The sequence below is a fragment of the Nocardia sp. GCM10030253 genome (assembly GCF_042675075.1).
Lineage (GTDB): Bacteria > Actinomycetota > Actinomycetes > Mycobacteriales > Mycobacteriaceae > Nocardia.
The window spans coordinates 204,844-227,829 of sequence record NZ_JBHTDL010000004.1; the positions used below are offsets into that span (position 1 = coordinate 204,844).

The following is a 22,986-nucleotide window of genomic DNA, read 5'->3' on the forward strand; positions in this document are numbered from 1 at the left end:
TTCCGGCTCAGGCGATACTACCGGTGCCGCTGGTGGTTGCTCCTGTCAAAAACCGTAGTAGCGGAGAACTAAACGTTCATAAACCCTGGCGGGGACGAGTCGGCGGGTCCAGAACGACAGCCGAACATCGCTGCCGCACAGGTAGGTCTGACGTGGTCGGGCCGCCTCGAGAATGCCGCGTACCTTCCTGGCGACCGCGTCGGCGGGCTGGCCGGCCGCGAGATATCCGGTGACCCGCTCGAGCACCGCGCCGCGATCGGGCGTATAGGCGTCGATGGGGTCCGCCACGCGCACCGCCGTATCGATGATCGGTGTCACCGTCCAGCCCGGGGCCAGCACAGAGACGTGGACCCCGAAGGCCGCGGTTTCCATGCGCATGGCTTCACCGAGACGTTCGATCGCCGCCTTGGTCGCCGAATACCAGCCGCCATAGGGTTCGGCGATGGCGCCCGCACCGGAGCTCACCACGATCACTCGGCCGTGGCCTTGTTCGCGCATGATCGGCAGCACCTCGCGCAGCACGCGGTGGGTGCCGATCACGTTGGTGTCGAGGATCGCCGCGGCCTCGTCGGGGTCGGTTTCTTCCACCGAGCCGACCACGCCGTAGGCGGCGAAGGTGACGACGGCGTCGATGCGGCCGTGCTTGGTATGCGCGGCCTTTACCCAGCCGCGGACCGCCTCGATATCGCGGACATCGACGGCGGCTATGCCATCCCCCGCGACCCTGTCGCTGCCTTCGACCGTATAGCCCACGCGCGCAAGGTATTCGACGGTCGCGGCACCCATACCGTTGGCGGCGCCGGTCACCAGAACGACGGTCATGCGGCGCACACCTTCATGGCTCGGGGCAGCACCTCGAGCCGCGCCGATGCGACAATCGTGATTTCGCCATCGAGCTCGAGCGGAGTGGGGTGTGCCGGGCGCAGTGCGACGGTGCTGTCCCGGTAGCAGGTGGCCAGGGTCGAGCCCGAGAATTTCCCGCGGTAGAGACCCGCGATGAGGCCGAGGATTCGGGCGCGGCCCGCGGCTTCCCAGATGTTCACATCGAAGCGGCCGTCGGTGCGGGTGACCGGGGTGTCGTAGTACATGCCGCCCGCGAAGTGCACGCTCTTGAGAACGCCGACATTGGTGATCGGTGCGGTGTGCTCCCAGTCGCCACCGCGCAAGTGGATGGGTAGCGGTCGGTGCGTGGCGATATTGCTCAACGCGGTGGCCACGATGGCGGCCTCGACATTGCGCGATTTGAGCCAGCCGATCAGGCCGCGCGCGTTGTTGAACGAATGATTCCCTGCCGCAACGAGTCCCATGCTGGCGTTGAGCAGGAAGTAGCGAACGGTGCGGGTGCCGTCGGGCAGCAGCATGGTGGCTTTGCCGATGTCGACGAGTTCGGCGCGTTCGGCATCGATACGCACCGGTACGTCGGCGATGACAGCTTCCCGGCGTGCCGGTTTGTGGAAGTCGTTGGAGCTGCCGAGTCCGATGGCGCCGAGGGCAAGGGTTTCCGCGCCGCGGCGCGGCCGATCGGTCTCCGGATCCATGATCGCGTTGAGCACCAGATTGACCATGCCGTCACCACCCGCGGCCACGATCACCTCGGGTGTCATGCCGTCGAGGGCTTCGATGCGGGCGCGCACCAACTTCGCGGCTTGTTCGGCGTCACCGGGCATTTCGACGGTCAGGTCGGTATTACGTCCGCGCAGTGTGCGTTCCACCGGCAGCCATCGTTCCAGTGCCGTCCCGGCATTGGACAGTGGATTCAGGACGACGAGCATGACTCCTCCTCGATATCCAGCCACGCACGCAGCCGGCGCCAGTCCCCGGTGCGGACCAGACCGGTCCGTGCACAGTCCGATGGGACAACGGATTCCGACGCGCCGACCAGGAACACGGGTATGCCGATCCGGGCCGCTGGCGCGTCTTTGGCGGCGTCGTTGCCGATCATCACGCATTCCCCGGGTTCGGCGCCGAGCCGCTCCAGGAGTTCGCGGTAGAACTCGACGCGTGGTTTCGAGCTCCGCATATTTCCCCCGTTGGTGTGGAAGGCGAAGATCTCGGGCTCGTAGCCACCCCAGCGCAGCCGGGTGGTGACAGTGCTCAGCGGCCACAGCGGGTTGGTGGCGACGACCTGCGCTACCCCCGTGGCCTGCAGCAGATTCACCGTGTCGATCGCTTCGCGCTGCGGAGCGAAGCATCGGTGCAGGCGTGGAAAATCGACCTCGGCCAAGCGGTGCAGACGTTGTGCCGCAGTGGACTGTTCGATGCCCATCCGTTCGGCCAGCAGCCGGATCATGAGATCGGTGTTGGTGTGCTCGGTGTCATTGGCACGGACGTTCGCCAGCACACCGCTCAGCATGCGCAGAAACCGGTGCGGCGGCATCAGATCGCGGAATGCGCGCGCGGCCGCCAGCGGCATCAGCACCTTGAACGTACGCTGGCGGAGGCCGACGAGAGTGCCGTCCAGATCCCACAGCACCGTGCGGTAGCCGGTCATTCCTGACTGTCCAGGACCGCTTGTAGGTCGGCGCGGGTCAGGCCGAGCTGTGCCGCGTATTCGTCGATTCCCGGCCGATCGCCGTGGGCTGCGCCGATACCCGCTTTCCCCGCGAGTTCCGAACTGTAGGCGGCGCCGAGGTCGAACACGGTCTTCGCCAGGGCCGCCGGAAACAGCCAGCGGCCGAGGTCGCGCTGGAAGACCCGGGTGAGCCGGTACGGTGCGGCGACCCTGGCGCCGAGGCCGGAGAGCATCGACGGCTCGCGCAGCGAGCTCATCTTTGCCGCTTCATCGGCGGGAACCAGCAGCAGATCCGACCACAATCGACCGAAGGTCGTGCGCTTCTCGTGCGCGACCGCTGTCATGTTGAACTCGGTGTAGGCCTTCTCGATTCGTGAGGTGTGCGTGGACCGGCTACGCAGCAGGGCGTGCATGTCCGCGGTCTTGCGGGCGGTGTCATAGCGGGTGAAGCGGTTGACCCGCGGCGCGATTCGTTCGATCAAGGCAGCGAATTCCGGGATCGGAACCAAGCGGTGAGTCAGCGAGAGCGCGTGGTACATCAGGCTTTCACTGCCTGCCTTGGCAATTTCGGCGGCGAGTAGGCCGTAGTCCAGACCGGACGCGGCATGGCGGGCCAGGTTCCAGATATCGGCGAGTTCGCGGACTCCGGTCTTGTAGTAGGGCAGATGAACACCCAGGTGGTGGAGGTTGTCCTCGTTCGACATGGCCCAGGCGGGCACACCGTAGAAGTCGATGCGGCGCACGCGATCCCAGATCGCGGCATAGTCGATGGTGTATCCGGCCAAGGGGGTAATCAGGCCCCAGTGCGTGCCGACTACGAGCGCGCCGTCCCTGGAGACGAACGACGGGAGGTGATGCGAACGTTCGGCACGCACTTTGGGCGCTTTGCCGAGCAGTTCGGACGTCGCGAAAAGCCCCATCTCCCGGTAGATCTCGATGACGGTGTCCACCTGGTCGAGTTCCACGAGGATGTCGAGGTCGTTCATCCGCTTGTAGCGCGGATCGTGGTAGATCTCCGAGGAAAACAGCATGCCCTTGAGCACGACGCAGCGCACACCGCGTTCGTCGCATCGGCGCAGCAGTTCCAGCGAACCCGTAAGACGCCGATCATTCACGGCGGCAATGTGTTCGGTGATGTGGGCGAAATCCGCACGTATTGTATCGGGGGCGAGGTGGTACAGGTCTTCGGCCGCCAACCGGCGTTGCACCAGCGGCACCGTCGCATTGATCCGCGCGAGCTCGAAAACCTCTGTCCAGTCCGATATTTCATGTGCGCTCTTGGCCATTTCGGCGCGCTCGTCGTTGGTCGGTGCGGCCAGCGCCGCGTGTACAAGCAGCCGTTCGGCGGCAGTGCCGCCCGCCGCGATCTCGGGTCCGGTCATGTCCTGCCTTCCTGTTCGGGGTGGAAGCCGAAGCGGCGAGCGACGGCCGAGATCTTTTCCAACGCGAAGTCCAGTTGCTCACGGCTGAGGGTGGCCATCATGCTGATCCGCAGCCGTTGCTGATCCCGTGGCACGGCGGGGAATTCGACACCGTTGACGAAGACGCCCTCGGCGTGCAGCGCGGCCACAACCTCCGCGACCGCCAAGCGCTGCGGCACCAGGATCGGGATGATCGCGGTCTGCGGGTCGACGGCGAAACCCATCCGGCGCAGTTCCCGCACGAAATAGCCCACATTGTCGTGCAAGTGGCGGATCCGCTCCGGATGCGCGTCGATGAAATCGATCGAAGCGAGCACTGAGGCGACCACCGCGGGCGCCAACGACGCGGAGAACATGTAGGAGCGCGCGAAGAAGCGCAGGGTGTCGACCAGATCGGTGGACCCGGCGACGAATCCGCCGGTGGTTGCGAACACCTTCGAGAAGGTGCCCATGTACAGCTCTACCGACCCGTCGCCCATGCCGAAATGCTCGGCAGTGCCGTGTCCACGGTTGCCGAGCACGCCGGTGCCGTGCGCGTCATCGATGGCGAGCCAGGCGCCGAAGGAATCGCACAGTGCGCGGATCTCCGGCAGCGGTGCGATGTCGCCGTCCATGGAGTACACGCCCTCGACGGCGACCACGATATTCGCGCCAGGATTGCGCCAGCGGATCTGCATCAGCCGGTGGCGCAGATGCCGCAGGTCATTGTGGTCGAAGGCCATCGAGCGCACCCGACCGAGCTGGATGCCGTCGTAGAGACTGGCGTGGCTCTGCTCGTCGTAGAGCAGGATGTCGCCCTTGCGCAGCAACCCGGTCACCCAGCCCACGTTGGCGGCGTAGCCGGAGGAGAACACCAGCGCGGATTCGCAGCCCTTGGTTTCGGCGAGGCGCTCCTCCAGCCGCCGGTGCACCGAGGTGGTGCCGTTGAGCAGTGGTGGTCCGCCACAGCCGATCCCGAATTCGCGGGTCGCTGCGACGGCCGCCTCGACAATCTCGGGTTCGTTGCCGAGACCGAGATAGTTGTTGGAGCCCAGCATGATCAGGTCGCGGATCTCGGCACTGCCCGGATCACGCACCCGCACAACAGCGCCCGCGGGGCCGGTGATCTCGCGCAGCACGAACCCGGTGCCGCGCGCATTGGTGACGTAGGGCCGGAATTCGTCGAAGCGCTGCTCGAAGGTGTGGGCAGCGGGATCGAGGTAGTGCTCTAGGCTGAAATTCTCGCCGTGAACGGCTTCGGTGGAGGTCATGGCCCTTCCTCCTGAACGATGGTTACGGTTCCGGCCTTGCCGTCGAGGATCAGCACGTCCCCGCCGGATACCCTGCGGGTGATGCCCGCGACGCCGACGACAGTGGGGATGCCGAGCTCACGGCCGATAATGGCGGTGTGGGACAGCACGCTGCCCTTCTCGCTGACCAATCCGCCCGCCGCGACCATCAGGAAAACCCAGCCGGGATCGGTGGTCGAGGCGACAAGGATTTGGCCGTCGATGACGACATCCGGGTCCGGGGTCGCGAGGACCAGTGCGGGTGCCTCCACTCGGCCCGGTGCGCAACCGATTCCGCGCAGCACGGCACCGGAGTCCACGTCGGGCACGGGGTGATCGAAGGACGGGTCGTTGATGGTGGTAGCCGCGATTCCGGCGGTGATGATCCGCGACGGCAGGTCCTCGGTGCGCCAGCCTTCGTGGTCACGTTTGCGGGTGGCAACGGTGCGGGCCGCGTTGGTGTCGACCGCGGTGCCGCGGGTCAGCGCCGCGATCTCCTCGTAGGTGAGCCAGAAGATGTCGCGCGGTTGCTCCAGCAAGCCCATCGCGTGCATCTGTCGGCCGTACTCGCGGAACACCCTTTTCACGAGACCGAAGGACCGGCTACGACCCAAGCGCATGTTCTCGCGCTGCTTCACGTGCTCACGGGCCCGGGCCAGCGCGAAACGGAACACCATGCGCTGGGTGAACTTTCCACGCAACAGCGCGGCCGCGGTGTCTTCGGCATCGCGGCGAATAAGCTTTTCCCTGGCCGCCATCTCGTCGATGTTCTGACCGCCGCGCAGGTAGTTGCGCAGCATCGGCACCAGTCGTTCGGGATGTTCGCCGAGCGGATCGGTTTCCAGTTTCAGTTCGTCGACGGTGCGATCACCGAACAGGGCGATGTGCCGCAGGCAGGCGGCACGGAAGTTCGTGAAACCGGTCTGCGCCAGCGCCTTCCACACTTCGAGCGGCTCCAGCGGGCCCTCGAACAATTCGCGCAGGGCCGCATCGTCGCGGACGGTGGCGGTCAGCGTGAGCGCCGATCGAACCGGGTCGACGCTGTCGACACCCTCCTCCCCGCAGAACAGCTCGTTGCGCAGCGTGATCGCTTCCGCCTCGTCGAGCCCTTCTCGTTCCAGCAACAGACCGACAATATGGAACATCTGCTGTGCGATGAAGTCATTGAAGATCTGCACCGAGTACGCGGGCACGAGTTCGTGCAGGCACCGTTCCATCCACTCCAGCAGTGCGTGCGGATCGCGTTCCCGCTCCGGTGTTTCCGGCGCGAGGCGGTGGTCGAGGTCGGCGGTGAACGCGGCGAGTTCGACGAAGAACGCACGCAGCCTGCGTCGCAGCCGCAACCAGCCGAAAGCGACGATCGCGATGACGCGCAACCGCAGCAGGTACATCCGCACCCGTGCCATACCGCGTTTCGGCGCGGCACGGCGCTGGTAGCGGTTCTCGATATTGAGCGCCGCCTCCCAGCCTTCGATGGCGAATTCCATCCCGGGGATCTGCAGGAACAGCCGATACCAATTGCTGATGTTGTAGTAGATGCGACCGTGCGCGGTGCCGACCAGAAACGGGTAGAGGCTCGCGGCGTTGCGTTCCACGATGGTTTCGGTGGCGCCGAAGTCCCGGTGGCAGGCGCGGAATACCTGCTCGTAGGCGGCTCGCAGGATGGAGAACGTCAGCGGGCTGGACATGCCGGGATAGGACTCGGCGACATTGACATTGTCGAAGATGGTTTCGCGGGCCCCGGTCGCGGTGACCGGTCGCGCCTGGAGCAGGAACAGGGTGCCTTCGGCGTCGTAGGCCCACTCGACATCCTGTGGTGCACCGAATGTCTCGGCGAGCCCGGTCGCGACGGCAGTGAGCTCGAGTACCTGAGCGTCGGTCAGTGCCGCGGTGGCGACAGCGGCGGCCAACTGCTCGATCGTGGTGCCGGAATCGGATTCCGGCACGACTCTGCTCCGCTTGTCCGCAACGACGCGTGAGGTGATGGTGCGCGACCCGTTGTCCACGAAAAAGGTGTCGCATTCGACGGTGCCCGCCACCACGCCCTCGCCGAGGCCGAGGGCCGCCGAGACCACAGCCTCGGCAGGGTCTCCGGTCTGTGGGTTGCAGCTGAAAACCACGCCGGACACGGCGCTGTCGACCAGGACCTGAACCAGGACGGCGCAGTCGATGCTCGCGTTGTCCAGGCCGCGATGTGCGCGGTAGAAGAGTGACCGTTCCGAGTATGCCGAGGCGAGTACGTCCAGTACCGCCTGCGCCACGTCGTCAGGCGCTACGTTCAAGAGGGTGTCCAACTGGCCCGCGAAGGAGTCCGTCGCTGAATCTTCGCCACTGACCGAAGACCGGACGGCAAGCCGAATTCCGCCGCCGCGTGCCGAACCTGCTGCGCCGTTGCGGGCTACGACTGCCTCCACACCGGTAGGTATCTCAGGCGCGGCCGATCCCTTGCTCAGACCAAGAGGGGCTCCGGCCGTCTCCGGTGCTGTCTGCACCTCGCGCGCGGTCGATCCCATACTCCTGGCGATGATGGCTTCGACCTCCGCGTCGAGCTCGACGCGGAGGTCGTCCGGGAATGGCTGGGCAGTGACCATCGCGCGGATCGCCGCCGAAACAGTGCGCAACGATTCCGGGGCGGTGTGGTCGAGGGTCGCCAGTAGGTCGGCGATGGAGTCGGCAATAGGGCCGATGATCCGGGCACACGCGTCCGCGTTCAGGACGACGAAGGCAGGAACCCGGTGTCCGGCAGCCAAAAGTCGTCCGAGATTGGCCGCCTTGGCCCCTACCTGAGCGGTATTCGCGTGCGTGGTGGCCGAATCCGCCAGCACGGCGGCGGACACGATCGCGCCGAGAGTTGTTTCGGTCATTGGGCAGCCTCCTGTATCGCCCTGGCCATCGGGACCGACGGCTCGCGCCGGGTCAGCCGCACCAGGACCGGGTCGGGGGTGTTGGAGATTTCCGGGTTCTCCCGTACGCGCATGCCGTTCACCAGCTCGATGTCGTAGCGGGACAGCAGCATCGCGATACCGACGCGCACCTCCATGAGCGCCATGTGCTGGCCGACACACAGGTGTGCGCCCCAGCCGAACGGGAAGTAGCGGAACGGCGGACGGGCCTTGTTCCGTTCTTTGGTGAACCGGTCCGGGTCGAATGTCAGTGGTGAGTCCCAGAATTCGGGCCACCGGTGGTTTACGAACGGGCTGATCACCACGATCGAGCCGGGTTCGAGGTCGAAGCGGTCGAAACTATCCCGCTCGAGCACCGTGCGGCTGAACGCCCATGCGGGCGGGTGTAGACGCATCGCCTCATCGATCGCGCGACCGGTCAGTTCGAGGGACGGCAGCGTGTGTGTGGAGATGCCTCCGACGCTCTCCGACGTTCCGAGCACCGAGTCGATCTCCGCACGCATCTGGCGGAGTACCAGCGGATTTCGACATAGCTCATAGATCGTCCACGCCATCGCGCCACCGGTGGTCTCGTGGCCGGCCAACAGGAAGGTCAGTACCTCGTGGCGCAGTTGTTCGTCGTCCATGGCATGGCCAGCATCGTCGCGGGCCGCGAGCAGCCGGGCCAAGAGTGAGGTGGATTCGGTGGATTCGGCCTGTCGATGCCGTTGAATGACGTCATCGACCACCCGGTGCAACCGGGCGAGCACGCCGTTGAAGCGCCGGTTGGCGGGCGTTGGCACGCTTGGTGCCAGCTGAATGGGCGCGGCCATGTGCCCCATCACCCACGAGACACCCTCGCGCACATCGTCTTCGATCTGCGGCAGTACGCCGTCGATATCGGCGCCCATCACCGCGCGGCAGACCACGTCGGCGGCGAACCCCATCACCTCGGGGACCATGTCGAACACGTCGCCGTGCTCGGCAAGCGCGTCCAGCCTGGTCAGCATCCGCTGCCCGCACTCCACCATCAGCGGTATTTCGGTGTCCACGTGACGGCGGGCGAAGGCCGGTTTGATCAACGCGCGCTGGCGTTTCCACAGTTCGCCGCCGCTGGTGAGCAAGCCGGGGCCGAGCAGGTAGTTCAGGCTCTGGTAGCTGATCCCCTTCTCGTATTTGGCCGCGTTGCCGACCAGCACCTGGTTGATGTGATCCGGCTCGACCAGCAGGTGTACCTGCTGGTGGACCAGCCGCAACCGGACGCTGCCACCGTGAGCGACGGCCTGCTCGTAGAACAGCGTGAGCGGATCGTTGCGGTATTCGAGGTAGGCGCCCAACGGATGTCGTAGCGCCGGGCCGTCAAGACGCCGCGATTTCGCCGATACAGTCACGCCGCACCCCCGGCATTGACCAGACCTTCCTCGACCAGGCTTTCCTGGAGCAAGAACAATCGCCGTGCCTCGGCGCGCTGTACCTTGCCGCTGGTGGTCTTCGGAATGCTGCGCGGCGGCACCACCCGCACCCCGGCGGGCAGCACGCCGGTCCGCTTGCTGACCGCGACTCGTACTGCCCGCCGCAGTGCGTCGTGTTCGGCTGCCTCCGAGCCGGATTCGACGATGAGATGCAGTTCCTCCGACAACCCCTCGGTATCGGCGTGACCGACGGCAGCGACACCGCCGAGCCGTACGCCCGCCACCTCCTGGGCCGCGATCTCGAAATCGGTGGGCAGATAGTTCGCGCCACGGATGATGATCAAATCCTTGTGTCTGCCGGTGATACGAAGGCGTCCGCCGCGCAGGTAGCCGATATCGCCGGTGTCCCACCAGCCGTCGCGGGTGGCCGCCGCGGTGGCATCGGGCAATCGGAAGTAGCCGATCGTGGTGGACGGGCCGCGGAATTGGACGCGTCCGACGATGTCGTCGCCGCACGGCGCGCCATCCGCGTCGACGATCCGCATCTCGGTGCCCACCACCGCCGCACCGCAGTCCACGATCTGCATCGCGTCCGGATCACCGGCCGGAACATCCAGCGCCACGCCATTTCCGGTCAGTGCATCGCGCGACACCGAGTCGAAGGCGACCGGCGCGTGCGGGCGGGCGACGGTGACCGCGAGGGATGCCTCGGCCATCCCGTAGCAGGGCACCAATGCGTCCTTCGGCAGCCCCCATGCGGCGAAGCGGTCCACAAAACGCTGCACGGTCGGCGGGTGGATCGGTTCCGCGCCGCAGAACAGGAACCGCCAACTGGACAGGTCCACGCCGGCCAGTTCCGCGTCGGTCACCCGCGCCGCCGCATAACCGTAGGCAAAATTCGGTGCGGCGGTGAAGGTTCCGCGATAGCGACTGACCGCACGCAACCAATCTCCCGGGCTGCGCAGGAACCTGCTCGGCGGTATCAGGACCGCGTCGAAGCCACGGAACATCGGCGTCAGGAAGCCGCCGATGAGTCCCATGTCGTGGTGCAGCGGCAGCCAGCCGACCCAGGTGTCGCCGCGGCCCATTGCCGCGGCCATGGCGATCTGCTCGCAATTGGCGGCCACATTGCCGTGGGTGATCTGCACGCCCTTCGGTGTTCCCGTCGAACCCGAGGTCGCCTGGATGAAGGCCAGGTCGCCGGGTGCGGGCAGTCGAGGCGGCAGTGCGGGCGCGTCCGGTGCGCAGGCCAGTGCGTGCAGCACTTCGCCGTCGATCGCGGCGACGGTGTCCGGCACCGGTGCGGCGTTCAGCACCGCGGCGCTCGCCACCACCGCCGCCGGTTCGAGATAGGCAAACAAGCGAATGAATCTGTCCAGGAAGATGTCCGCCGATCCGAAACCACCGGGGGTGGCGACCGCGGTGGGCACCGCGCCGAGCAGCAGCGCACCGAAAAACGCGGTGACGAACTGTGGTGATGTGGGCAGGCACAGCATCACCCGGTCTCCGGGCCCGACCCCTTCCGCGGCCAATCCGGCGGCGACACGGGTCGCTGCCGCCGCGAGATCGTCGTGGCGCCACGTCACTTCGCCCGCACCGTCGACTGCGCGCTCCGGGACGAAGATGGTCGACGGTGCGTCGGTCCCGAGTTCGGCATTGGCAAGTAGCGCGTGCACAATGCTGGGCTGCTGGGGATCCAGCCGGGCGGTCATGACTGGTCCTTTACGTAGCGCACGATCTGATCGACCGTGTTCAGTTGCGCTGCGGCGTCTTCGGGGATGTCGATCCCGAATTCCTGCTCCAGCTGGATGGTCAATTCGATGGCTGTCGGGGAATCCAGTCCGTAGTCGATCAATTGCGCGGACGTGTCGAGGTCGTCCGCCGAAACCCACAGCACGGCACCGACGATGGCGCGCACGCGCGCCTCGACTTCGGCGGCCGGGGTTCCCGCGTTGTCGCGAGCCTGAGTGTTCAACCGAGTAACTTCCCTTCCGTCACGCAGGCGCGCACCGACTCCTCGATATCGACACCGTCGCCGGTGTCGACGCGGTGGAATCCCACTTCGGGGAAGGCCGCGGCGAGGGTGTCGCGCACCCGTAGATATCCGTCACGCAGGGCGCCGAGCCGCTCCGCTGTTTCATGGGCCTCCGTTGGCCCGTCCCCCGAGCGTTCGGTGCACCGTGCCGCGGCCTGCTCCGGCGGAGCGTCCAGCCAGAGCACGGCATCGGGCAGCGTGGTGCGAAAGCGGTCGGCGAAACCGGGAACGGACGCGGTCACGTCCCGTCGCACCAGATCCGCGATTTCCGACAGCAGATCCCAGATATCGGGCGAGCTGCCGAGGCGGGTCGACTCCGATCGCTGCCAGGCCAGGATGTCGGCGAAGGTGCCGGGCCGGTGGCGCTCCAGTACCGCGGCGATCTCGTCCTGCCGGTCGTGGCCGTTCCAATCCGGACGCGCCAGGGCCACGTACAGCGGACCGTAGACGAGCAGTTCGATCAGCGGATGCCGTTCGAACACCAGCACATCCGGCGACCAGGTCTGCACGAAATGTCGTTCGACCGGACCGAAAAGCGTCATCTGCAAATACATCGCGGTGGCCTTCATCTCCAGACTGGAGATTTCGTCACAGCCGACGCTGAATGCCTTGAGCTGCTTGGACAGATCCGTCAGCGGCACGTCCCTGGTGTTGTGGAAGTCCGGGCAGGTCATCGATGCGAAGGTGCCGTCCCCAGCAGGTGCGAGCTCACGCAATCGGGCCATCACCGAGGACTTCCCCGCGCCGTCGATACCGACGATCGCGACGCGGCGGGTGGACGTTGTGGTCATCGGTCGTCCTCCCGCAGCTGGGCGAGCACGGCTTTGGTGATCTCGGCCGGTGGCGCAGTGCCGTCGAGACGCACCCAGTCGAACTCCTCCGACAGCGCCTCCAACGCGCAGTGGCTGCGCTGCTGGAAGGTAAGAAATGCCTCTTCGTCGCCGTAGCCGCTTTCATAGTCACTGCGTAACTGTTTGCGGCCCAGCGCATCCTGTGGGGTGACGGTCAAGTAGAAGGTGCGGTCGGGTTCGGGGAAGCCCGCCGTCAACTGTCGCAGAATGGCGGGGTCGCCGCCGTGCGCGACCTCGGTGGCGAAGTACTTGTACCAGTAGGCATTCGCCAGCATGATGTCCACGCCGCGCTCGGCGGCCAGGTCGAACGACAACTGCATGGCGTGGAACAGGAAGTGCGCGCGGCTGAGCGGGGACAGGATCTTCAGGTAGCCATAGATCTCGGAGGGACTGCGCCATGGCAGCTTCGAGGACACCTTCGGGTCGAGGAACGCGTCCCAGATGGTGACCGCGGCAACGCTCTGGCCCTGTGCCTCGAACTCCGCGGCAATCCGGGCGACCTGAGTGGTCTTGCCCGAACCGTCGCCACCGGCGATGCAGATCAGGCGCTTACGTGCGGTCAGTGGTTCATCCCTTCTCGGCGTCGGCTGGGAAGCCGTGGATATCTCCGGTACGTCCGACGCGGACGTGTCCTGCTGCGGCGCCGACGATGCGTTCGATAGGGCCGCCGGTGGTGATGCGGGCGCATCGAGGTCGAGCACACTGACCACTCCGGCGCGGCCGTCGACCCGGATGTGCTGACCGGAGCGAATAGCCGTAGTGGCTCCGGCGACATTGAGCACCGCGGGAATTCCGTACTCGCGTCCGATGACCGCGGCGTGCGAGAGCATGCCGCCGACCTCGGTCACCACCGCGGCGACCAGGCCGAGCGCAGGGGTCCAGCCTGGGTCGGTGAAGCGTGTGACCAGGATGTCGCCCTCGCGCAACTGGTCGATGTCGGCCGGTGACGTGATCACCCGCGCGGTGCCCTCGGCGACGCCAGGGCTGCAACCGAGTCCGGTCAGATCGCCGTCACCGATTTCGCGAACCGCGCCGACGGTGACCCCACCGCCGAGTTCGTGCGGCGGCACGAGATCGCGGTATCCGGCGTACACCGCACGGCGGTAAACGATCTGCGATGTCAACGTCGCGGCTTCGACGCGTCCGGCCGCGAGATCGCTCAGCTCGTGGATGGACAGCTGGAATACGTCATCGGCCCGCTCGAGCGTTCCGGCCGCCGCGAGCCGGACACCGGCCTCGACGACGTAGGCGCGCACGATCGCGTAGCACTGCGAGGAGAATTCCCGCATCCGTTCGCGTGCGACGAGATACCTGCGCATCTGGTCGACCTGTTTGTCCAGTGCCTTGGCGTGCTTGAGTCGAGTCATCGGCTTGGCGCGCACCCGCTCCCGCACCGCCGCGAGCTCGTCCTCGTAGCGTCGGCGCTGATCGACCAGCGTCACATCGGGATCCGCGGGCGGTGTGCCGTGTTCGAGCATCACCGCGATCATCGACCGCACCCGTTCGGGCGCCTCCGACCAGCGCGGGCTGGTGAGATCGAGTTCCGCGTCGGCGTGGAAGCCCTGCTCATCGACAAACGCGTCGAGCGCCTTGGTCCACTCGGCGCTGTCGAGGCCGTGATCGGTCGCCACCCGATGCAATTCGACGATGCCGCGTTGCAGCTGCATGTGGCTGATGTCGGCCAGGCCACCCATCAGATCGATGGCCGAGGTAGTGCCGCCGGTCGCGGCGTCGACCTTGTCGAGGAGCTGTTTGAAATCGGTCTGCACGCTGGAGTTGTTGTAGATGGTTGTGAAGTAGGTGCGTTCGGTTGTGGCGTGGAAGGTGAGCAGACAATCGGCCAGGTCGGCGACGAAGGTGGCCTCATCGGTATGCGGAAGCCCGCGCACCCGATCCCGCCAGATCGCGTACTTCGCAGGCCATTCGGCGGCGAACGCGTCGACCGCGTCGAGCTGGCCGCGGTAACTCTGCTGCACCGCCAGAGCCACCGGCAGCGCGCGGGCAATGGTTTTCGGGTTGTTCGGGGTACGGATGGGGCCGTCGGGACCGTATTCGTTGAGCACGCCGAGGTCGTCGTCGAAGTGCTTTTCGTCGAAGCCGGGGATGCGCACGAAGCACTTCTTCACCGCGCTGACATTCCAGTAGGCGCGGCCGTAATACATGGCCATCCAGTCGGGTTCCGCGCCGGGGTCTGTCAGCTTGAGCCGAGTGAAGAACTGTTGCATCGAATACTGGAAAGCGTTGTCGTACAGCGAGAACATCATCGGCGTGCAGACCCGCGCGGAGACACCGCCGTCACGTAGGTCGGCGTCGGAGAACTGGTCGACATCGGTGCGCCACGCGATCGCGGTGATCGCCCGTGACTGCAGCAGCCACAATTTCCCGTCGCCGTCGATGGCCCACTCGATGTCCTGTGGGCGGTGCCGGTGGGCCTGCACGGCCAACATCAGCGCGGCGAGTTCCGCCGTGGCGGTGGATTCCAGCCCGACGTCCTCGCCACCCGCATCGCGCTCGACGACCTCGCCGCCGAACAGACGCAGCGTGTACCTGGTCGGCGTGACCTGCCCGGAGACGAGGCGTTCACCGAGGCCGTGGCAGCATTCGACGACCGCATGCTCTTCGATACCGGTGAGTGCGTCGATACTGAAACCGACTCCGGCATAGCGGGCGTCGACCATCCGTTGCACGAGCACCGCGACCGATGCGTCGGCTTCGGTGTAACCCTGCCGGGACAGGTAAGCGGCGACGCGTTCGTTGTGCGCCGACTCGCGGCATTGCTCGATGTAGTCACGCAGCGTCGCGACGTCGGTGATGTCCAAGAAGGACTCGTACTGGCCCGCGAAGCTGGCATCGTCGAGGTCTTCGAGTACGCCGCTGGAGCGCGCGGCGACCGGAAAACCGCCCAGCGCCTGCACCCAACGTTGCAGGTCGTCGTCGGTGACCGCGGTGAGGTCGAGATCGGCGGTGACGACGAATCCCGGCGGCACCTCGAATCCGGCGACGATCAGTTCGTGCAGTGTTCCTGCCTTGCCGCCGGCTTTGTCGGCCGCGAAATCGGCTGCGCCCAGGTACATCGGGCCTGGTATCGGCGTGGGAGCGGTTTCGGACACAGTGGGAGCTCCTGTCGGAAGCAGAACCGGGCGCACATCGTGGCGGGCGGCCAGGTCGCGGGCAGCGCGCACGCCTGCCGCGGTAAGTCCGCCGTAGGAGGGGCTCGCCGTGTGCGGTTCGAAGCCGAGCAGAATGGTTTCGGCCATGCACGCGTAGACGACCCCGCCGGGCAACCCGGTTTCGGGAAACGGAGGTGTCTGGCCGAGCGGCAGCGCCATGCGGCCGCCGGCGACCAGGGTGATATTCGGACGGTGGGACACCGCGGGATCCACGTCGCCGGGGACCGCGAGATCGACCACGAGCACCCGATGGTCGTCGGCCAGCGACTCGGCGGTGACCACAGGCACGGCCGAGTTGGTGGCGGTGAGGACGATGTGGCAGTCGCGCAGCGCGGTCAGGTCCTCACTGACCTCGACTGCTGCTCCGTGCAGCGTGGCGGCGACTCGGTCGAGTCGCTTCGCCGATCCGGCGCGCCCGATCAGGATCACCGAATCCGCCAGCGGTGCGATGAGTTCGGCCATCACCGCGCCGATATTGCCGAGCGCGCCGAGAATACCGACCCGGCGTCGTCCCGGCTCCAGCCGGGCGAGCTCAGCGCGTACCACCTCGTAGGCGCAGGCCGCGGTGAGCGAGTTCCCTGAGGTCACCTTCACCGCGTCCTCCACCACGTCGCGCGAGGCGTCGGTGACGATGGAGGTGTAGCCGCCGAGCCCGATCACGGTGGCGCCCAGCCCGATTGCCTGCTCCACCGCCTCCAACACCAGATCGCGCAACCACGCTCGATGCCCGGCGCGCCGGCATTCGATAATCTGCTCCGCCGAGATCGGCACCGCGATCAGGCATACCTCCACCCGGGCGCCGGTCGGCGAGGTGACGATCTGCCTGGTCAGTTCGAACGGCTCGGCCACCCCACGCAGGCGTTCGAACAATGCGGCGAATTGTGCGTCCGACCAGGTGGCGAGTTCGGGAGCGAACCGGCGCAGGTCGGTGGCGTCGGGCAGATTCGCGAGAAAGACCACCCTCGTCGGCGCGCTCCAGTCCCGCGCGACCTCGTGGGTACGCCGGGCCGATGGCGATGTCCGTTCGGGCAGTGGCCAATTCGTTGTGACGGGGCTTGCCAGGTGTGCGAGCAGGGTGGCCAGGTCACCGCGATGCAGCAGTGCTGCCACATCGTCCAGCGCCGTCTCCAGCCGAGCCATATCCGGCTCGGCGAGGAAAGCCGACGGCTGGATCCGCAGGGTGGTCGGTGCGGATAAGGTCGGCAGCATCCGAATGTCGTGGGTGTGCAGGAGGTAGCCCGCGACCACGTACCCGAACATGTCCGGATCGCAGATTTCGCGCAGCAGTGCGGATTCCGGCTTCGGTGGGATCAGTTCGATGCCTTGCAATAGCCCGCGGCCGCGCACTCCCGCGATTGCGCGCGGCCAGCGCCGCGCCACCGCATCCAGTCGGGCCCGCAGTCGAGCACCGGTGTCGGATATCCGAATCTGGCTGTCCCGCAGTAGATCCAGTGCCGATTCGGCGACCGTGCTCGACAACTCGTCGTCGGCGAAAGTCGAGGTGTGATACCTGCCGAAATCACCGATCGACCGGGCTCGATCGACCAGCAGGGCCGAAATCTTCACCAATCCGCCACCGAGCGACTTGGACAGCAAGTAGTAGTCGGCGACCACACCGGAGGGCGCTGATGCCAGGAAGGTTCCGGTCCGGCCCATGCCCGACTGGATCTCGTCGAAAACCAGGGCAGCCGTGTGCAGATCCGCCAACTCACGCAGCGCGCGCAGCGTCTCGGCCGGTACCTCGCGGACACCGCCCTCGCCCTGGATGGGTTCGGCGAATACCGCCGCGATCGGCGATATCGACATCCAGGACCGCATCGGGCGACCCGCGCCGTCGATGATGACCCGGCACACCGGCCGCAGCTCGGCGGCGAACGCGGCCGCCACTTCGCGCGGCGCCCACGTGTCGAGCCGGTGACGTTCCGGACCGGGCACCACCAGATCGGCCGGGGTGTCGGCCTGTTCGGTCAACGCGAACGCGCCTGCTGTCTTGCCGTGGAAGGCGCCGGCCAGCGAGACGAAAATCGGTCCACGACGGCGCATCTCCTCGATCTCCCGCAGGGATTCGGTGAGCAGTTCGGTCACCGATCGCAGGTCGTCGTCGGCGTCCTCGGACCCGGCAACGGAGATCGGGCGAACGTCGTGCAGCCCGTCACGGCGGGCGCGGCGCAGGGTGCGCCGCAGCTCGGTCTCCAGGTCGGTGAGCGCGCGAGCATGCGCGACCGCCGCGTGCCTGATGGCGGCCTCCACCGCATCAGCGCCGGTAGAACCGAGGGTAACCACGTACTCGCGATCGGTGGACGCGCCAACCGACTCGGACAGTCGACGGGCCAGCCGCGCCGCGCCGGGCCGGACACTGCCCTGAGACACAAACGGCGACTGCTGATTCAGCCGCGCCGTCGCCACCCGCACCAGCGCCGGGTGGTTGTGCCCGAACAGGGCCGCGCCGAAGCCGCCGACCAGATCGAGCACGCGGGAACCGTCGGCGCGAATCAACCAATCACCCTCGGCACCGGTGTAAATCACATCGAGGTGACAGGCGCGCAGTAGCCTGGCCAGGCCGGGGCGGTTGTGCCGCGCAAAGTCATCGAACACTTCATGCCCCATCGGGCTGGTCGACGTCGTATCCGAAAACTGAACACTCGGAGTCACGACTACGCTCCGACTCCTGCGCGCCGGACTGTTGTGTGCCCGATCTTCGCCGACACACAGTCGATCACCGCGCGCGCGGTGTGTAGCGTCGAGGTCTCCGCGTCGGAGATCTCGATACCGAAGGCCAACTCGAGATCGATCACGAGTTCGGCCGAACGGACCGAGTCCAAGCCATAATCCAGCAACGGTGTATCTATATCGATCTCGGTCACCTGAAGACCGTGTCTAAATAGTTCACACACGCGCTCGCTCACCATCTGCGATGTCATCATTTCGCACCTCCCGTTGCGCTGAAATCTTCCGCTTCCCCCGTGTGCAGAATGCGGACCGACGGGTTTGCCATCGGCTCGCGGTAAAAGTGTTTCCCCTGGGTAGCGCAGGATTCGGCGCCAGCCGAGACTGCGATCACTTGCCCTCCGATATCGGCAACCAAGACTGTTACGTCTCATATCTCGTCAACCTGCACCACCGTTATCGACAACAGCGGTGCATGCACCCATCTGTACACCGCCGATTTGCGGCCTGCAATCCGAAAATGCCTGTGGCGCAGACAGTCTGACGGATTGGTTACCATTCGGCTAACTCTGTCGAGCAAAGTGCGCGAAACACGTTGTCACGCCCCGGAAACACAGTGTCGAAGCGTCGTGTCTGAGACAACAAATTCTGAGATTCGTTGTCACAGATAATTTCTCGATTCCGCTGCACGAGAGTGGAACATGTCCTATTTTTGTGAAGTTCGCTGTTCACGCGAGGTTCACCGAGCGGTCGACGGCATTTTCGTACCAACCCATCGGTACTTTTCAATTGAATTGGGCGCTAGCACAATTCGAGAAGAATACGAAGTCGCTTAACGGCATTTTTACCTCCCTCCCGGCGACGACAGCTTCAGCGGAAGACCCCGCAAACTTCCGGGCCGACAGCCGGGTGTGACGGCTTTCATTACCCGCCAGTAGCCCCCATGACGCCTGTGGCCCTTCACAAGGGCACACCGACCGGTCTCCCCCGCCGTCACAGAAGATCGCGAATCGGTCCGCGCCCCGCTCCGGACAGTTACTGTGAATGCCCTGCACAGCTATACCCGGGGGCAAAGGAGTCGCCAATGTCCGTCGACAGTTCGACCTGGCCGAGTCTGACCTTGGCGGGTCAGCCCATGTCATCCCCGTTGAAAGATGTCCGGACGCTATCGCGTCAGATGGTTGGTCACTTCGTGGAGAATGTCATCCCCTGCGGCACACTGCCGGTGGATGCCATCTCCGGCGACGTCACCACCATCACCAGGACCTGCCTCGAACTCGCGGTCAGCATGCTCGACGGGCAGGGCATCCCGGAGAAGGTGCAGCGACTCCAGGATGCCGCCGCCGGGTGGGCGCGCGAGGGCGTGCCGATCGATACGATCCACCACTCGATCCACGAGGGCTTCCAGATGGGCCTGAACCTGGTGGTGTCCAACGCGTCCATCAAGGACTACGACAGCCTGGTCGACGGCGCCCACATGGTCGTGCAGATGCTGGACATGATCACCTCGGCGATTTCGGTCGCCTACGTCAGGGAACTGCGCGCGGTAGTCAGCGAGCACCACACGGCGGTCCACACGCTCACCTCGGCACTGCTGGGTGGACACAGCACCTCGACCATGGCGCGCGAATGCGGCATCGCCATCGCCGAGTCGTATGTCGTTGTCGCGGCCGCGATTCCGGCGCATCGCGACGAAGGCAATCCGGCGCTCGACAGTCAGGTCGTCGCCAGGCGCAAACTCCGCAGGGTCCAGGCCGAGCTGGCCACGCGCTGCGACAACAGCGCGCTGTCACTGCTGAGCGTCGATGGCGGCACCATTCTCATTCCATCGACGACCTTCGACAACGATGGCCTCGATACCCTGGTCAACCAGCTCTCGCACGCCGCACAGGTCGGTATCACCACGACGCTGGTCCAGGCCACGCCCGAACAGATCCCCAACGCCGCCGACCAGGCGCATGAATTGCTCGACATGGTGCAGCGTTTGCAGGCGGTACCCGGAATGTACCGATTCGACGAGCTGGCACTCGAATACCAGCTGACCCGGCCCGGCCCGGGACGCGAGTACCTCGGCTCACTGCTCGATCCACTGGACGAGCACCCCGAACTACTGGAAACCCTGCAACGCCACATCGGCAACAACCTCAACCGCCAACGCACCGCCCGAGTCCTGCACGTACACACCAACACCGTGGACTACCGACTCAAGCGCATCGGCCAGCTCACCGGCTTCGACCCCTCCCAGCCCTCCGGCCTCTGGTACCTGCGCTCGGCCCTGGTCGCCCGCACCTACCGAACCGCCTGACGCCACCCGCAACCGGATCGTCCCGGCGGGTGCGTGTCCGCAGGGCAAGGGTGTATGCGCGTCGGAGCTGGGTATGACGGTAGCGAGTCGTCCAGACCCGCGGGCGGTCTTGTCAGATCCGCGATACAGGAGGCTTCCGATGACAACCGCGGCAGAGATCATGACCCAAGGCGTGCAATGTGTGCGATCCACCGATTCGGTGGTGGTGGCGGCGGAGCAGATGGCCGAGCTCAATGTCGGCTCGCTGCCCATCTGCGGCGAGGACAACCAGTTGAAGGGAATGCTGACCGACCGCGACATCGTGGTGAAGGTCATCGCGCAGCACAAGGATCCGCGGGGGGTCATGGCAGGCGAGCTGGGCACCGGAGTCCTTGTCACCGTCGACGCCGTCGACGACATGCGCAAGGTCATGTCGATCATGTCGCAGTATCAGGTACGACGCGTACCGGTGCTCGACGGCAGCCGACTGGTCGGCATCATCGCCCAAGCCGACGTGGCCACCGCGCTGAGCAACGACGAGGCCGGCAGCACAGTCGAGGCGATCTCCACCGACTTCGACAGCATCTGAACGTCGGCGAACCAGCTCTTACCCAGGTCGGCGTCGAGATGGCCAGCACCGGCAGCAATTCCGGCGGTTTCCGGTCGTTACCGCGGCGACTGAGCCACGGCGAGCCCGTCTACTGCGACTACCACCAGGGCTCGCCGTGGCTGCTGTTCGCGCCGCTGGTCGCGGCGGGCCTCGTGGTGCGGGGCGCGGCGTCAGTGCTACGGACCGCGATCACGCAACGCCTGCGTCGCTGGGTGAACGGCTGCTCGTCTAGACCGATACCTGCTGCAGGTCATCAAGTAGCTTGTGAACGATCCGATTGCCCGTCCGCGAGTTCGGCATGCACTGGGCACAGTCGTCGGCAATCCGACAGTGAGGTGGCGCGATGGTGGAGCAAACGGCGATCGGAACGTCGGCGAGCGCTCGATGGGACGAGCACGCGGCCTGGCGCGGACCGGTGCGGCGCGCGGAACTGCCTGGTGGTCAACAGGTTTGGGTGGTCACAGGATACGACGAGGTGGCCGCACTGCTCGCCGATCCCCGACTGAGCCTGGACAAGAAGCACGCAAGCGGAGGTTACGCCGGTTTCGCGCTACCGCCTGCGCTCGATCGAAACTTGTTGAACATGGACGGCGACGAGCACGGCCGGATCAGAAAGCTCGCAGGACCCGCGTTCTCCCGACGTTCCTCCGGAAGTCTACGTGCTGCCGTCGCACGGACAGCCGAAGAGGTGTTCGCTGCTCTACCCGAAAGCGGTAGCGAGACAATCGATCTGCTCGCTGAGCTATGCGTCCCGGTTCCGGCCATGGTCATCGGCGAACTACTCGGAATACCCGCCGACCTTCATTCGCGCCTGCGCGATGCCGCTACCGCCATGGTGACCTTCGATGCCGCATCGAAGGCGTCCGGGCAACGGCTCGTGGCGGCGATCGGCTGGCTGACCGCGACCTTCGCAAGTCTGGTCCACTCGAAGCGCGTGAATCCCGGTGACGACCTGTTGAGTGGGTGGGTCCAGGCCCGCGACGTCGAGGAAACGCTCACTGAGGACGAACTGGTATCCCTTGCTTTCCTGATGATGCTGGCGGGTTTGGAGAACGCAGCGCATATGTGCAGCAACATGATTGCCGCACTCCTCACGTCCGACGATGCCCCCGAAACCCTCGCCGCGTGGCCGACGTCCCGTGGCTTGCTGATGGAACGCGCCAATCCACTGCCGTTTGCCATCCGACGATTCGCGGTCACCGACCTCATACTCGGCGACCACACCATCTCCACCGGAGACACCGTTTTGCTGACACTGTTCGGCGCAGACTCCGACCCTGCCCGCAACGGCAGGCCCAGCCTGATGTTCGGCCGCGGCCCCCACTACTGCCTCGGTGCGCAAGCCGCCGACCTTGTCATCGATGCCGTCGTCCCGCAGTTGTTCGTGCGGCACCCGCGAGCACAGCTGGCTGTTGCGGAATCGGCGCTGGAATACCGGACCTCATGGCGCTCACACGGCCTGGTCACGCTGCCGGTGCTGCTTACGCCGCACTAGATGCGATCGGCGCATGCCGGGCGCATCAACTGTTGAGATCCTCGCCGATCCCGATGGTCATCTCGCCCATCTCGGACCAGCCGGTGGCGTCGATGGCTTGGCTGATAATCCTCGGGGTCGACTCGAGCGCCTGTGGCAACGTGTCCATCGCGGCCTCGAAGTGTGCGCTGCCGACATGAGCGCCGCCAGCGGCTTGATCGCGGAAAGCCTCTACGAGCACGAATTCGGTCGGATCATCGACACTGCGCGACCAGTCGAACCAGAGGTTGCCTTCCTCGGCACGGGTGGCGGCGGTGAACGGGCCGACGAGATCGAGCCACTTCTCCGCCCATTCCGGCTTTGTCTTGAATTTGACGACGATGAAGATCATTGCTCCTCC

At 65.8% G+C, this 22,986-nt stretch carries 16 protein-coding genes; 3 read left to right on the forward strand and 13 right to left on the reverse strand.

What is annotated here, in order from left to right; translation table 11 throughout:
* Positions 1-45: 45 nt before the first annotated feature.
* From ACFQZZ_RS05005 to ACFQZZ_RS05060, 12 genes are read right to left on the reverse strand one after another with little or no spacing between them, the layout of a single operon-like run.
* Positions 46-822 carry an SDR family NAD(P)-dependent oxidoreductase gene (locus ACFQZZ_RS05005; RefSeq protein WP_378674602.1) on the reverse strand — a complete coding sequence of 259 codons (777 nt, stop codon included), beginning with the start codon at positions 820-822 and terminating at the stop codon, positions 46-48.
* On the reverse strand, positions 819-1,772 hold the full coding sequence (locus ACFQZZ_RS05010; RefSeq protein WP_378674605.1) for a diacylglycerol/lipid kinase family protein: 954 nt from the start codon (positions 1,770-1,772) through the stop codon (positions 819-821). Before ACFQZZ_RS05010 ends, ACFQZZ_RS05005 begins: the two co-directional genes overlap by 4 nt.
* The gene (locus tag ACFQZZ_RS05015) at positions 1,757-2,491 is read right to left on the reverse strand and encodes an HAD family hydrolase (protein WP_378674608.1); all 735 of its coding nucleotides are present in this window, start codon (positions 2,489-2,491) and stop codon (positions 1,757-1,759) included. The genes ACFQZZ_RS05010 and ACFQZZ_RS05015 overlap by 16 nt, the downstream gene beginning before the upstream one ends.
* A complete protein-coding gene (locus ACFQZZ_RS05020) occupies positions 2,488-3,894 on the reverse strand; it encodes a nucleotidyltransferase family protein (protein WP_378674611.1) in 1,407 nt (468 codons plus the stop codon). Before ACFQZZ_RS05020 ends, ACFQZZ_RS05015 begins: the two co-directional genes overlap by 4 nt.
* Positions 3,891-5,183, reverse strand: a complete 1,293-nt coding sequence (locus ACFQZZ_RS05025) for an aminotransferase class I/II-fold pyridoxal phosphate-dependent enzyme (RefSeq protein WP_378674614.1) — start codon at positions 5,181-5,183, stop codon at positions 3,891-3,893. Before ACFQZZ_RS05025 ends, ACFQZZ_RS05020 begins: the two co-directional genes overlap by 4 nt.
* Positions 5,180-8,065 carry a PEP/pyruvate-binding domain-containing protein gene (locus ACFQZZ_RS05030; protein WP_378674617.1) on the reverse strand — a complete coding sequence of 962 codons (2,886 nt, stop codon included), beginning with the start codon at positions 8,063-8,065 and terminating at the stop codon, positions 5,180-5,182. The genes ACFQZZ_RS05025 and ACFQZZ_RS05030 overlap by 4 nt, the downstream gene beginning before the upstream one ends.
* A complete protein-coding gene (locus ACFQZZ_RS05035) occupies positions 8,062-9,474 on the reverse strand; it encodes a cytochrome P450 (RefSeq protein WP_378674621.1) in 1,413 nt (470 codons plus the stop codon). Before ACFQZZ_RS05035 ends, ACFQZZ_RS05030 begins: the two co-directional genes overlap by 4 nt.
* Positions 9,471-11,207, reverse strand: coding sequence for a fatty acyl-AMP ligase (locus ACFQZZ_RS05040; protein WP_378674624.1), 1,737 nt, complete (start codon positions 11,205-11,207; stop codon positions 9,471-9,473). The genes ACFQZZ_RS05035 and ACFQZZ_RS05040 overlap by 4 nt, the downstream gene beginning before the upstream one ends.
* Positions 11,204-11,470, reverse strand: a complete 267-nt coding sequence (locus ACFQZZ_RS05045; protein WP_378674627.1) for an acyl carrier protein — start codon at positions 11,468-11,470, stop codon at positions 11,204-11,206. Before ACFQZZ_RS05045 ends, ACFQZZ_RS05040 begins: the two co-directional genes overlap by 4 nt.
* Positions 11,467-12,321, reverse strand: coding sequence for a hypothetical protein (locus tag ACFQZZ_RS05050; RefSeq protein WP_378674630.1), 855 nt, complete (start codon positions 12,319-12,321; stop codon positions 11,467-11,469). The genes ACFQZZ_RS05045 and ACFQZZ_RS05050 overlap by 4 nt, the downstream gene beginning before the upstream one ends.
* Positions 12,318-18,146 (reverse strand): aminotransferase class III-fold pyridoxal phosphate-dependent enzyme, encoded by a 5,829-nt coding sequence (locus ACFQZZ_RS05055; protein ID WP_378674633.1) that lies wholly within the window; start codon positions 18,144-18,146, stop codon positions 12,318-12,320. Before ACFQZZ_RS05055 ends, ACFQZZ_RS05050 begins: the two co-directional genes overlap by 4 nt.
* A 59-nt stretch (positions 18,147-18,205) precedes the next feature.
* Entirely contained in the window at positions 18,206-18,652 is a 447-nt protein-coding gene (locus ACFQZZ_RS05060) for an acyl carrier protein (RefSeq protein ID WP_378674636.1), read from the reverse strand.
* A gap of 650 nt (positions 18,653-19,302) precedes the next feature.
* On the opposite strand from ACFQZZ_RS05060, the gene ACFQZZ_RS05065 reads away from it, so the two are divergent.
* The 3 genes from ACFQZZ_RS05065 (at position 19,303) to ACFQZZ_RS05075 (ending at position 22,607) form a co-directional block, all read left to right on the forward strand.
* The gene (locus tag ACFQZZ_RS05065; RefSeq protein ID WP_378674639.1) at positions 19,303-20,523 is read left to right on the forward strand and encodes a PucR family transcriptional regulator; all 1,221 of its coding nucleotides are present in this window, start codon (positions 19,303-19,305) and stop codon (positions 20,521-20,523) included.
* Between the two features lie 139 nt (positions 20,524-20,662).
* Positions 20,663-21,091: a CBS domain-containing protein gene (locus ACFQZZ_RS05070; RefSeq protein WP_378674642.1), complete on the forward strand. Its 429-nt coding sequence runs from the start codon at positions 20,663-20,665 to the stop codon at positions 21,089-21,091.
* 364 nt (positions 21,092-21,455) lie between these two features.
* The gene (locus ACFQZZ_RS05075) at positions 21,456-22,607 is read left to right on the forward strand and encodes a cytochrome P450 (RefSeq protein ID WP_378674645.1); all 1,152 of its coding nucleotides are present in this window, start codon (positions 21,456-21,458) and stop codon (positions 22,605-22,607) included.
* Positions 22,608-22,632: 25 nt separating this feature from the next.
* Here the strand turns inward: ACFQZZ_RS05075 and ACFQZZ_RS05080 are convergent, their stop codons facing one another.
* Complete coding sequence (locus tag ACFQZZ_RS05080) at positions 22,633-22,977, reverse strand: putative quinol monooxygenase (protein ID WP_378674648.1); 345 nt, start codon at positions 22,975-22,977, stop codon at positions 22,633-22,635.
* Positions 22,978-22,986: the final 9 nt, after the last annotated feature.